This is a genomic window from Bacillus sp. mrc49 (genome assembly GCF_002803435.1).
In genome coordinates, this window is the sequence record NZ_PHNG01000676.1 from 1 (window position 1) to 12,298 (window position 12,298).

Sequence of the window (12,298 nt, forward strand, 5' to 3'; positions counted from 1 at the left end):
AATAATAAAGCATTCGAGGGCACGCTGTTAGCCCATACCGACGGCGGCGTTCCGAACCTTATCGTAACGGTTCCGAAGCTTGATGCGTATACGTTTGGCTACCTGGTCTACTTCTTCGAGAAGGCCTGTGCAATGAGCGGATACCTGCTTGGCGTCAATCCATTCGATCAGCCTGGTGTGGAAGCTTATAAGGTGAACATGTTTGCACTTTTGGGCAAGCCTGGCTTTGAAGAGAAAAAAGCGGAATTAGAGAAGCGCTTATAATAAAGAAAGGCATCAAGCTGGATGATCCATCCTGGCTTGATGCCTTTTTAATAGGCTCAAAAAACGTCCATTAAGGCAAAGTTAATAATCCTATCCGATACTCATGAAGAACAAAACGAAAGTGAGGATCAGATATGCAAATTTCATCAACGACAAGCTCCGCTTATTCGAGAGCTGGAGCAGGCGATTCGGCATATGCAATCAAGGAGCTGGAGAACCGGAGAACGGAGCTGCAGGCAGATATCCAGGAAGTATACCAAACGGATGACGAAGCAAAAGAAAAGGAACTGAAGCTCAAACAGCTGGAGCAGGAGATGCGGCAAATCGAAAGGCAGCTTCAGCAATTGCAAAGGAGCGAATCCAGGGAGGCATCAAAGGGGGAAGAAACGTCGCAAAAGGCTGGGGACCGCTTGGAAATCAGTGACGCGGCCATGCTCCTCTATATGGAATCGAAGGAATAATAAGGACATTTCAGGTTTTTTTAACGGCCATTTGGTTATGCTAATAGAAAAATAGCGAAAGAGGTTTTTTACAATGATCAAGATTTCTTCTGAGTTGGAAGGGAAGACATTCGGCTTGTTCGATCTGGAGACGAAGTTAAAACCGGAAGGCTATGTGATTGGCGGTGGATGGGATTATGACCACGGATCCTTCGATTACAAAATGGATGACAGCGACGGATACCAATTCCTGCGGGTCCCGTTCAAGGCCATCGATGGCTCACTCGATAAAGATGGGGTGATGGTCGAGATATTACAGCCATTCTTATTGTCCCATAAGTACGAGGACGGCATTGATGATGAAGGGAATATCGGAAACCTTTCTGCGTCATTCAACCAATTTGCCGAGCCTGAAGATCCGGATGCGGAATTTCCGGAAAACTATATCTCTTATGGCAAATCGCTTGTCCGTGATCTGGAAAAGCTATTGCTCCCTTAATCATCAATGATGAGCAGGACGTCATTGCGATGGACAATTTCATCTGCAGGGGGCTTGATGAAGGTCTCGCCTCCTGATAGGATGCCGATGATTAATATATTCTGTTCCAATAGCTCCGTGCTCAACTGCTTGAACGTCTTTTCTGCCCAGTCCGCCTGAATGGGCAACTGTTTGATTTGCAATCCGTCTCCTTCAACTTGCTCTTTTGCTTCCCCGACGATCCCCTTTGATAAGCAATCCTGCATATATTCACTCGCGAATTTATTCGTTTCGACGATTCCGTCCGCCCCGGCGCGCAAGGCATTTTCCTTTTGTTCATGGGTCAAGATCTCGACAAGGCAATACACTTCAGGGTTCAGCCCCTTGACGGCCAGCAGCGTCAATATCGAGAACATATCCGTTTGCAGCTCGTCCTGCTTAAGGTCGGCCGTGATAAGAACACGTATCGCCTGGTTTATATTCGCCTTCTTCAGGACGGAATCCAATGTCGCTTTACCGTGAACGAAGTGGATATTCGTCCTCGGAAGCGGATGCTTTTGCAGCGTATCATCGATAAGGACGATGGATTGATGATGTTTGCGCTCATGAATGTTTTGGATGATCCGTTTAGAACGGCCATTCCAGCCGACGATGATAAAATGTCCCCCGCCGGTGAAGTCTTTCCTTCCTGTAAGGAAAAGCTGTTCCGTGGAAATGGACATTTTTGCAATTTGTGCAAAATAAGAGGTGATCAATCCTACACCCGATAAGATGAGGATGATGCCGATGATTTTGCCAAGGTTGGTCACCGGGGTGTAATCTCCGTAGCCCACCGTTGACATGGTCACGATGGCCCACCAGATGCCATCAAGCAGGGTGGGGAAGTTCTTGGGCTCGACAAGGTGAATCAATACCCCGAATGATAGTAAGAATAAGGCGATAATCGAAAGTAATCTGATGAAACGCGGAAATCTAGGAACGGCGGTATTGAATGGACCGATTCTGATCATGTTTTTTCACACCCCTTAAGCTGTTCCTTTTAGTATGGACAAGAAAGACTTGGCTCATAAGGCATGGGCGGAAAACTTTGATTCACGATAAAAGCCTTCCGTAAAGCGCCGGAAGGCTTTTATGCCTGAGTCACATATCCTGAAAAACCTGGACTTCATGCTCGATAGTGGATTATATGCCTGGTTATATCCATTTATTCTACTATTGATGTCCAAAAGGGACGTGCCGCACTCACACTCTTCTGCGTACGTTGAAGTTATCGCTGATGAGCAGCCAGTTTTGAGGGAAGGATAGACCAAGCTTCCAATAACTCATCCCTCTGAGATTCAGTTCCTTGATTAAATCGAATTTTGCCTGTATCGAACGGGCATCCTCAAACCATACCTCATGCTGCCTATCCTCAATATCCGTATAGTTGAAGTGCGGGGCCTGTGCGGTTTCATCGTATTCGATGGAGACGTCATTGTCGGCAGCAATCTGGATCGCCTGCTGGGGGCTTACCGCCCGGGCTGTGGACCCCTGTACAAAGGGCAGGGTCCAATCATAGCCATATAGATTTTGCCCCATCAGGATTTTGTTGGATGGCATCTCCGTAATCGCATATTCAAGCACCTCGCGAACGGGTCCGATCGGTGAGACGGCCATGGCCGGCCCTCCGCTATATCCCCATTCATATGTCATGATGATCACGAAGTCGACAATCTCACCTTGGGCCCTGTAATCATGGGCCTCATACCAGCGTCCTTTTTGGTCCGCGCTTGTTTTCGGGGCAAGTGCCGTGGAAATGTACCAGCCTTCTTTTTTGAATCGCTCCTTGGCCTTCCGGAGAAATTGATTATAAGCTTCTTTATCGGCTGGCCGTAAATATTCGAAGTCGAAGTGAATATCCCTGAATCCATATTTCTTTGCGGTCGCAACGATGTTATTGAGGAACTTGTTTTGCACGGAAGTATTCGTCAGGATGATTTGCCCGAGCTCATCGCTGAATTGGTCATTTTCCTGATTGGTGATCACCATCATCAGGACGTTTTTATTTTCTCTGGCGATGGCTGGGAAATTATTGAGCAATGGCTCCTTTAAGGAGCCGTCACGAAGCGCCTGAAAGCTGAATGGAGCTAAATAGGTCAAATAGGGTGCCGCTTCCCTTGCTGCCGTTTCTAGGGCCGGCGCGACCATCGTACCCCTGGGCTCGACATATCCATTGAATTCGGCAGTCCGCTTCCTGCGTGCCGGTATATAGAGCCGATATCCGACGGAGAGGGATTGACCTTCTGGAAGCCCGTTTATATTGGCCAATTCTTGATAAGGGACATCGACCTTTTGGGAAATGGAATAAAGACTATCACCCGGCTGCACGAAATAATAGCTGCCGACGATCGGAATGACAAGGGCCTGCCCCGAGACAAGATTATTTGGGTTAGGAATTTTATTCGATTCCACGAGCCGATCGACGGTTACGCTGTATGTCTGGGCGATGCCATATAACGTCTGGCCTGGCCTAACCACATGTATTTGCAATGCTTTTCCCTCCTACTGAAAGAAAGTTTCCTAACAGTTTATGAGCAGCCAAAGGAAATCATGATAAAGAGCTTTGGAATGAAGGTTCCCAAAGAAAAAATAATTCAATAAATTGGCAATAATAATTTAAGCCCAAAATGCTAATTAATATTAGTAGGAGGTGAAAACACATGGCAAACAACAACAGCAGCAATCAACTAGTAGTAGCTGGCGCAGAGCAAGCTCTACAACAAATGAAATATGAAATCGCAAGTGAATTTGGCGTGAATTTAGGTGCCGACACTACTGCTCGCGCTAACGGTTCCGTTGGTGGAGAAATCACTAAACGTTTGGTTCAAATGGCTGAACAACAATTAGGCGGATCAAACTATTCTCGCTAATTAACTGAATAACATGGCTAAGAAAGAGAAGGGGCATCGGCTCCTTCTCTTTCGCTTTGTTCAGCCGTTCGCCTGCCAGGACTTTAATGCCTTGATGGCCTTTTCAGGATAATCCGTCATGATCACGTCAACGCCCATCCCGGCGAGCTTGATGATATCGGCCTCCTCATTGGCGACCCACGGCCTGACTTTATATCCGAGTGTTTTCGCGAGTTCATTGGTCGCTTCCGTCAGGCTGTTTTTATCGGGATGAAAACCGGATTCTTGTTTATCACGCAAGATTTGCTCCAAGTTATCCGGAAGCCCCTCGAACAATAAGGCGCGTTCAAGCTCTGGAGCGAGCAGCTTCACCTTTTCGATCGAGTGATGGTTAAAGGAGGAGAGGATCACCCGCTGCTCCATCTGATGATGGCGGATCGAATCGATAATCTTCTGTTCGATTCCTTCGTAGTCCAGTCTATCCGTTTTGATTTCTACGTTCATTAATAAGTCATTACCCTTGGCCCAGTCAAAAACCTCGCTCAAAAAAGGGATTCGCTCCCCGGTGAATTCCTTGGCGTACTTGACTCCGGCATCCCCCGTTTTCAGCTCTTGGGACGAATGATCTTTTACATACCCGGTAAGGGAGGTGGTCCGGTCGAGCGTTTCATCATGGATGATGACCAGTTCCCCGTCAGCGCTAAGATGGACATCGAATTCGATCCCGTCCGCTCCTGTTTCGGCAGCCTTTTGGAAGGCGGCAATGGTATTTTCCGGGTGCGTTCCTTTCGAGCCTCTATGGGCGAAAATTTTTATGTTTTGCAAAATCATCACATCCCCTTTAAACTGATCTAGAACCTATCATACCCTTACCCACAAAATGTTTCAGCAATGTTTAATAGACAATATTTTAAACAACGCGTAAAATACATATGGTATTTCCATAAATAGGTGTTCGAATTAAGAGGTGAATAAAATGAATATGTGGGAAATTTTTGTTGCAGTTGTCCTTGGTCTTGTAGAAGGATTAACTGAATTTGCGCCTGTTTCGTCTACAGGGCATATGATTATCGTCGACGATTTATGGCTGAAATCGACCGATATCTTCGGGAGTGAAGTGGCCAATGCTTTCAAGGTGGTCATCCAGCTTGGCTCGATACTCGCTGTCGTCGTGCTCTTCTGGGGACGGTTCATGGACTTGCTTGGGTTGAAGAAATTGAAAGATACAAGTGCCGTGAAGGGTCCTAGGCTTAACCTATTGCAGATATTCGTCGGATTGCTGCCGGCGGGCGTTTTTGGTCTATTATTCGAAGATTACATCGATGATAACTTGTTTACGATAAAGACAGTCATCATCGGGTTGTTCCTTGGTGCGTTCCTGATGATCGCTGCGGATAAATTCCGTCCGAAGCTGACTGCTGAAACGGTTGACCAGATCACGTACAAGCAAGCACTTGGAGTCGGGTTGATCCAATGTCTGTCACTATGGCCGGGGTTTTCCCGTTCAGGTTCGACGATTTCAGGCGGGGTGCTTTTAGGGATGAGCTATCGGGCTGCTTCCGATTTCACGTTCATCATGGCCGTGCCGATCATGGCAGGTGCCAGTCTGTTGAAAGTCGTCAAGTATTGGGATTCTTTCACTCCTGAAGTTCTGCCATTCTTCATTGCAGGTTTCATCAGTGCATTCATCTTTGCTTTATTCTGTATACGCTTTTTCTTGATTTTAATCAATAAAGTGAAATTGACGCCATTTGCCATCTACCGCATCGTTTTGGCAGTGATCTTATTATTCATTATCTGGTAATATGATTCAAATCGCGAAAAGCTTCAGGAATCCACCCCGTTTGATAGGGGTGGATTTTTTTGCGTCTGAAAATGAACGACGAATAATTTAGTTTATTATTAATTTTAAGTTCGCTTTTATTACGGTAAATACTCGAAATTCTTTAATGGATAAAAAAATATTCGGTTTTTGGAGAAGTTGCAAACATAAATAGGAAAAAAATTTGCGAAAAAAAAAACGCTTTGAGCACAGTGATATCAAGGTATCTTTCTTTTTGTAAAAAAATTCAAACTATTCCATAAACTATTCTCATATAATTTTTATGATATAATTTTAGTATAAAATAAGTACAAGTGTACACGCAGGGAGGACAAAATGGGAAATGATCAGTTGAAGAAAACGATCGGCTTTTGGGTCGGAACATCTATAGTAGTCGGCACGGTCATCGGTTCCGGTATTTTCATGAAACCTGGTGACGTGCTTGAGTTAAGCGGCAATTCAACCATGGCGTTATTAGCTTGGTTGATAGGCGGTCTCATTACCCTGGCAAGCGGCTTGACGATCGCTGAAGTGAGTACGCGCATTCCTAAAACGGGTGGCTTATATGTTTACCTTGAAGAAGTGTACGGAAAAGTTTGGGGCTTCCTCTGCGGCTGGGTGCAAACGTTGGTATATGGACCTGCTGTCATGGGTGCACTCAGTTTATATTTCGGGTTATTGGTGTCTGGAATTTTCAATATATCTTCTGATTACACGCTGGCCATTGGAATCATAACGATCGTTTTCTTGGCTGCGATGAACTTGCTCGGGACGAAGTACGGCGGGATCATCCAAACCTTATCGACCGTCGGCAAACTGATCCCGATCCTTTTCATCGCCGTATTCGGGATTGCCCAAGGTGATATGCCAGTTTTCAATGTAACGAGTGAAAGTTCAATGAAAATTAGTATGGCTGGAGCGATATTGGCTACACTGTGGGCGTATGATGGCTGGATGAACGTCGGCTTCATGGCCGGAGAGATGAAGAATCCCCAAAAAACATTACCGCGCGCAATCATTACAGGCATCCTCGTGGTCATGGTCGCATACTTGGCCGTTAACCTTGCCATGCTTCATGTGTTGGGCGCAGAGGGTGTCGTCGCTCATGGCACGAATGCTGCGAATGTGGCAGCAACGATGCTATTTGGTGAATTGGGCGGGAAATTGATCGCAATCGGAATTTTGATTTCGATATTCGGTTGCTTGAACGGGAAGCTCCTGACCTTTCCGCGCATTACCCTGGCGATGGCGCATGATAAAATGATGCCGGGGCATAAACAAATCGGGAAAATATCGCCGAAGTTCAAAACGCCCATCAATGCGACGATCTTGCAAGTGATCATTGCAATCATCATGATGGTTGTGACAAACCCTGACAAACTTACGAATATGGCGATATTCTCTGTCTTCTGTTTTTATGGATTAGCTTTCTTTGCCGTCTTCATCCTGCGCAAGAGAGATCCGCACGCAAAAACATATAAAGTTCCGCTATACCCGATCATTCCCATTGTAGCGATTGCTGGTGCCGTATATATTGTGGCAAGCACATTGATCGATACCCCGCTGGATGCCTTGTATTCGTTAATCATCCTCGTTATCGGCATGCCCGTATACTGGCTGCTTAAAAAGAGCGAGCGGGCCGGAGGCTAAACGGAATATGGACTTAAAACCCTTCACTCCTTATGGTGAAGGGTTTTTTCATGAAGCGGAAAGCTTCATGCGGCAAAATAGACAACGGGGTCCGTTCGTATTAACATAGGGGGAAAGTTTAAATCGTGAAGGGTCTGAATGAAATTGAATTATATCGAGCCAGCTGGTAAATCATTCAAGATGACAATCTTGGCTTTGTTTCTTGGCAGCTTTGTAACGTTTGCCGATCTGTATAGTACGCAACCTGTCATTCCGGTATTCGCCAAGCAATTCGGCGTCTCCCCTGCAACGGCAAGCCTGACATTATCTTTTGCGACAGGGGCGCTTGCGATTTGTTTATTGCTCGTTTCCTTTTTCTCTGAAAACATCGATCGAAAAAAAATAATGGGGACAGCGCTCACGTTATCTGCCTTATTATCCATATGCGTCAGCTTCATCCAGGATGATCTATACATCCTGATCACCATACGGGCGATTCAAGGAGCAGTGCTTGCCGGCTTCCCGGCCATCGCCATGGCCTATATCAATGAAGAATTCCATCCAAAAAGCCTGGGGTATGTGATGGGGATTTATGTGAGCGGCTCAAGCATCGGAGGCTTGGCCGGCCGGCTGATTGTCGGCGTGCTGACCGATCATTTCTCATGGAATGTAGCGATTGGCAGCCTTGGGGCATTAAGCCTGATCATCAGTCTTTTCTTCTGGTGGATGCTTCCCCCTTCCCAGCATGCCGTTCGCAATAAAGTGTCATTGTCGCGAATCAAAGCCTCGCTTTTCAATAACTTGAGGAATGGCAAGCTTGTCCTCTTATTCAGTATGGCTTTCCTATTGATGGGGTCGTTTGTTACCGTATATAACTTTGTGGGTATACCATTAATGGGACCACCATATCATTTATCACAGACATTGATCGGCTTCATTTTCATCATTTATCTTGTCGGGACATTCAGTTCCACCTGGATGGGGAGGCTCGCCGATCAGTATGGCCGGAGGGGCGTCCTTCTCTCCGGGATTGCAATCATGCTGCTGGGCGCGCTAATGACCTTAATGGCACCGCTGCTGCTGAAAATCCTGGGGCTTGCCCTGTTTACATTCGGGTTTTTTGGCGCTCACTCCATCGCAAGCAGCTGGATCGGACGATTAGCCGAAAAAAGCGAAAAAGCGCAAGCCTCCTCTTTATATTTGCTGTTTTACTATGCAGGGTCCAGTGTCGTGGGGGCATCTGGCGGTTTATTCCTGATGAAGTTCGGTTGGGGCGGGGTGATCTCGGCTGTGTCCATCCTCATCATTTTGGCTGCTGTTTGTGTCATTATGGTTGAAAAAGTGAAAATCGCTAAATAAAATGAGCTTTTCTATCATGATTTTCCGGATGCTGAATATAATCTAGTGAAAAAAGGATATGGAAGAATAGATTGATAAGAGAAGAGGGTAATAGATAGAGTGAAACGGAAAGCTGTAATTCTCATTGGGTTGATAGCCGTATTAATTATATTGTTCATTGTCTACTTAACAAGTCCGGGCAGATTGGCAAAGGTGGAGATCGTTGAAAAGTACTATCCTCATTTCTCCGATGGTAAAGCGGTCGGGTTTAAGACGAACAAGGTCATTTCTGTGTCGAAAACCGATGAGGGCTCCAATTGTGCAATGAAATTCAACAATGGGGAAACGTTGGAAATTGATTGTGACCGTTATTTAACCTATAAGATCGGAGAAACGGTCTACATCACTACTGAAGGAAACCATGTGAAGGAAATTAGAAGAAAAAGATAGCCCTGAACCAGTGTACATTCATCCAAGCAAAAACCCAGGCCAAATTGGTCTGGGCTTTTTCATTTTTTATCTTTGTTTTTCGTTTTATCTTTTTTATTACGCCGAAGTACATCCAAGATCCTGCGGCTGTTATTTTTACTGTTTATCAGTTCGACTAAATCGCTCATGTTTTCGGATTCAAAGTCTTGTTGATTCTTTTTCATGGTTATCCCTCCAAGTCATATATCATAATACCCCTTTTGTGAATGGGGTAAACGTCTCTTATCATATTGGTAATAGAAGGATTTTATATCACAAACCATAAAAAATTTGATAAAATGTGATAAAAGCCCTGTATGGGAGGTCGAAATGGAACAATTAAGATTGATTGGCGAAAAAATTGAAAAGTTTAAGTACATTTTAGTGGAGCATATCGAATTGTTTGATGAAGAGGATTCCCTCTATGACCTTGAAACGAGTAAACAGGTAAGGTCGCAGCTCATTCAAATTCATGCGGATGCGCTAATTCATGGTAAGGAACAAGCGATGGCAAGCATGAAAGCCGCAGGAATGGAAATCGGAAGGCGCATCGTGGATATGGGGATACCTTTAGATAAAAACATCGAGGAAGCCCAGCTGCTGCGTAATCTTTTTTGGAGTTTCATAGAAGAAGAGGTAAGCAACCGGTACTACTCCATCGAAATATTGCTGAAGGCTAGTGCGATAATCGACTCGATCCTTGACCAATACATTCACTGTATCAGTATAAGCTATGTCAATCATTACAAACAAATGGCCAAGGTGGCAACTGATTCGTTGCAGCAGATTAAGGAAAACCAAGCAGTCATGGAAGAGTTGGCGACTCCAATCGTCCAGACCGTATTAAAGGATGTGCTGCTCTTCCCGATGATCGGACGCGTTGATGACTGGAGAATGGAGTCGATGCAATCGAAGATCCTGCAAAAATGTGCAGAGTTACAGGCGGAAGTATTGATTATCGATTTCTCCGGGATTACCTTTAGAGAAGAGAGCGATATGCTTTTTCTGCTAGAGCAATTGGTGGGAGCACTGTCGCTTATGGGAACGGAAACGATCGTTGTCGGCTTCACCCCTGATGTGGCGAAAAGGATTGTCAAACTTGACTTTGCCAATGGGGTAAAAGCCTATCTATCATTCGCGCAGGCCATGAAATTCATCTTTAAGCAAAGAGGTCTGGCCCTTCAGCCAGTATGATGGAGATATCCTTGATGGGGTATCTTTTTTTAAAAAGCATTGAAGAAAGGCGGATGAACAATGTTTTCCAAGAAAAATGAGAATCTGGATGATCCATTTCAAAAATGGTATTGTATCGGAATCATGACAGATCACGGACTGGAGGACGAAGAATATGATGTGTTATCAAAACGCATCTGCGACTCGCTCCAAAATGTAAAGGTCATATCCGACCTGATCCGGGTGGAATGGGACCGAGATAAATTACAAAGCCTGAATGAACGCTTTCAGCACCCGGCCTATTCCGACCCTTGTTTCATCATCAACGAATTCATCGCTGAAGATATAAAACAAGAAAGAAAGCTACTCCAAAAAAACCATAAATGGAAGCGGCTCTTCGGCTTCCTCTCTCCGGTGGAATATATGGAAGCAGAGACAAAGGCAGCCCATGACTTTGACAAAGCCCTCCTCTATACGGATGACGTAGATCAAGTAATTGAATACATATTGGCAAATAGCTAATAGTCTAAGCACCGATACATCGTATCAGTGCTTTTTCATTTGTGGATGGAGGGCGGAATTCGCGAGTGAACGCCACAATTTTATGAGAAACGGCCCAAACTCACGAATAAGTCACTCAAACTCACGAATAAACGGCCCAAATTCACGAATAAACGGCCCAAATTCACGAATAAATCACTCAAACTTACGAGTAAACCGCCCAAATTGGCGAGTAAACCGCCCAAACTCACGAGTAACCACTCAACCTGCGGGGGCAACTCCATAATTTCTAGGAAATTGCCAAAATTCATGAAAGTTGGTAGGAAAGATGGAGGGAGGCGCGGAATATCTTAAGTAGAAAGAATGAGAGTTTTCAATGGGAGAGGGAGATGAGTCGATGGAAGTTGCCGTACCTCAGCAAAGGCCGAGACGGAAGTGGCGAAGGCGGGCATTATGGAGTTTGGGGATTTTGATTGTGCTTTTGCTGTCTGTCCTGATTGCCGCAAATGTATTTCTTGCGCGGACCTTGCCTGAAACGAAGGGGGAAGTTTCGCTGCCGGGTCTTTTGAAACCGGTTACGGTGGTGAGGGATTCAAGCGGGGTCCCGCATATCAATGCTGCGAATGAGCATGATTTGTACTTAGCTCAAGGGTATGTCCAGGCGCAGGACCGTTTATTTCAAATGGATTTGAGCAGGCGTCAGGCGTCAGGAAGATTGAGCGAGGTGATTGGCGAGAAAACGGTGAAAAATGATAAGTATTTCCGCACGCTTGGATTGAGACGGGCGGCAGAGGCCTCCTATGCAGCTTATACAAGTGAGGGCAAGGAAGCGTTGGATGTGTTTGCGGAGGGAGTCAATCTTTATATCGATGAGCTCAAGGAGAATGGAAAATGGCCGGTCGAGTTCACTTTACTTGGATATAAGCCGGAGCGGTGGACAGCCGTCGATTCGCTGACGATCGGGAAATATATGGCCTTTGATTTAGGCGGAAACTGGGAGGACCAGGCGTTCAGGCAGTATTTGCTGCAAACGTTCCCGAAGGAAAAGGCGTATGATTTATTTCCGGATTATCCAAAGAGTGCTCCTTATATCATCAGTAAGGAGGAGCTGGATATTGAAAGAAGTTTCGCAGCGGCCGTCATTCCGTATGAATTCAACGGCAGCAATAATTGGGTCGTTTCGGGCAGTAAAACCGATTCGGGGAAACCTTTATTGGCGGATGATCCACATCTTGGGCTGGCCACACCGTCCGTTTGGTATCAAATGCATTTGGAAGCCCCGACAGTCAATGTGAGC

General features: G+C 45.5%; 15 protein-coding genes and 1 pseudogene. 11 read left to right on the plus strand and 5 right to left on the minus strand.

Annotated features, from left to right (window positions below):
• From CVN76_RS10625 to CVN76_RS10635, 3 genes and pseudogenes are all read left to right on the plus strand, one after another.
• Positions 1 to 264, plus strand: a pseudogene (locus tag CVN76_RS10625) (glucose-6-phosphate isomerase); the annotation flags it as partial.
• Positions 265 to 398: 134 nt separating this feature from the next.
• Positions 399 to 725 (plus strand): FlxA-like family protein, encoded by a 327-nt coding sequence (locus CVN76_RS10630; protein WP_100531222.1) that lies wholly within the window; start codon positions 399 to 401, stop codon positions 723 to 725.
• Between the two features lie 73 nt (positions 726 to 798).
• Positions 799 to 1,203 carry a YugN-like family protein gene (locus tag CVN76_RS10635; RefSeq protein ID WP_100531223.1) on the plus strand — a complete coding sequence of 135 codons (405 nt, stop codon included), beginning with the start codon at positions 799 to 801 and terminating at the stop codon, positions 1,201 to 1,203.
• Here the strand turns inward: CVN76_RS10635 and CVN76_RS10640 are convergent.
• Both CVN76_RS10640 and CVN76_RS10645 read right to left on the minus strand, forming a co-directional pair.
• Complete coding sequence (locus CVN76_RS10640) at positions 1,200 to 2,192, minus strand: potassium channel family protein (RefSeq protein ID WP_100531224.1); 993 nt, start codon at positions 2,190 to 2,192, stop codon at positions 1,200 to 1,202. The genes CVN76_RS10635 and CVN76_RS10640 overlap by 4 nt on opposite strands.
• 232 nt (positions 2,193 to 2,424) lie before the next feature.
• A complete protein-coding gene (locus tag CVN76_RS10645; RefSeq protein ID WP_100531225.1) occupies positions 2,425 to 3,711 on the minus strand; it encodes a glycoside hydrolase family 18 protein in 1,287 nt (428 codons plus the stop codon).
• 170 nt (positions 3,712 to 3,881) lie between these two features.
• On the opposite strand from CVN76_RS10645, the gene CVN76_RS10650 reads away from it, so the two are divergent.
• A complete protein-coding gene (locus CVN76_RS10650) occupies positions 3,882 to 4,091 on the plus strand; it encodes an alpha/beta-type small acid-soluble spore protein (protein ID WP_057912178.1) in 210 nt (69 codons plus the stop codon).
• A gap of 60 nt (positions 4,092 to 4,151) precedes the next feature.
• On the opposite strand, the gene CVN76_RS10655 is transcribed toward CVN76_RS10650, so the two are convergent.
• Positions 4,152 to 4,895 carry a glycerophosphodiester phosphodiesterase gene (locus tag CVN76_RS10655; protein ID WP_157805635.1) on the minus strand — a complete coding sequence of 248 codons (744 nt, stop codon included), beginning with the start codon at positions 4,893 to 4,895 and terminating at the stop codon, positions 4,152 to 4,154.
• 151 nt (positions 4,896 to 5,046) lie between these two features.
• Here CVN76_RS10655 and CVN76_RS10660 point away from each other — a divergent pair, with 151 nt between their 5' ends.
• The 4 genes from CVN76_RS10660 to CVN76_RS10675 all read left to right on the plus strand — a co-directional run bounded on the left by CVN76_RS10660 (position 5,047) and on the right by CVN76_RS10675 (position 9,309).
• Positions 5,047 to 5,874: an undecaprenyl-diphosphate phosphatase gene (locus CVN76_RS10660; protein ID WP_269800031.1), complete on the plus strand. Its 828-nt coding sequence runs from the start codon at positions 5,047 to 5,049 to the stop codon at positions 5,872 to 5,874.
• A gap of 354 nt (positions 5,875 to 6,228) precedes the next feature.
• Positions 6,229 to 7,542: an APC family permease gene (locus CVN76_RS10665; protein WP_100531227.1), complete on the plus strand. Its 1,314-nt coding sequence runs from the start codon at positions 6,229 to 6,231 to the stop codon at positions 7,540 to 7,542.
• Between the two features lie 138 nt (positions 7,543 to 7,680).
• On the plus strand, positions 7,681 to 8,880 hold the full coding sequence (locus tag CVN76_RS10670; RefSeq protein WP_232732167.1) for an MFS transporter: 1,200 nt from the start codon (positions 7,681 to 7,683) through the stop codon (positions 8,878 to 8,880).
• A gap of 99 nt (positions 8,881 to 8,979) precedes the next feature.
• Positions 8,980 to 9,309, plus strand: a complete 330-nt coding sequence (locus CVN76_RS10675; protein ID WP_061143904.1) for a hypothetical protein — start codon at positions 8,980 to 8,982, stop codon at positions 9,307 to 9,309.
• Between the two features lie 59 nt (positions 9,310 to 9,368).
• Here the strand turns inward: CVN76_RS10675 and CVN76_RS30945 are convergent, their stop codons facing one another.
• Positions 9,369 to 9,512: a hypothetical protein gene (locus CVN76_RS30945; RefSeq protein ID WP_155645567.1), complete on the minus strand. Its 144-nt coding sequence runs from the start codon at positions 9,510 to 9,512 to the stop codon at positions 9,369 to 9,371.
• A gap of 145 nt (positions 9,513 to 9,657) precedes the next feature.
• Between CVN76_RS30945 and CVN76_RS10680 the strand changes: the two genes are divergently transcribed.
• Together CVN76_RS10680 and CVN76_RS10685 are read left to right on the plus strand one after the other, a co-directional pair.
• Entirely contained in the window at positions 9,658 to 10,521 is an 864-nt protein-coding gene (locus CVN76_RS10680) for an STAS domain-containing protein (RefSeq protein ID WP_100531228.1), read from the plus strand.
• A gap of 60 nt (positions 10,522 to 10,581) precedes the next feature.
• Positions 10,582 to 11,022, plus strand: a complete 441-nt coding sequence (locus CVN76_RS10685) for a hypothetical protein (protein WP_100531229.1) — start codon at positions 10,582 to 10,584, stop codon at positions 11,020 to 11,022.
• A gap of 80 nt (positions 11,023 to 11,102) precedes the next feature.
• Here the strand turns inward: CVN76_RS10685 and CVN76_RS30950 are convergent, their stop codons facing one another.
• Entirely contained in the window at positions 11,103 to 11,252 is a 150-nt protein-coding gene (locus CVN76_RS30950) for a hypothetical protein (protein WP_157805636.1), read from the minus strand.
• A gap of 125 nt (positions 11,253 to 11,377) precedes the next feature.
• Here CVN76_RS30950 and CVN76_RS10690 point away from each other — a divergent pair.
• The coding region (locus tag CVN76_RS10690; protein ID WP_332850625.1) for a penicillin acylase family protein at positions 11,378 to 12,298 on the plus strand (921 nt) is incomplete at its 3' end.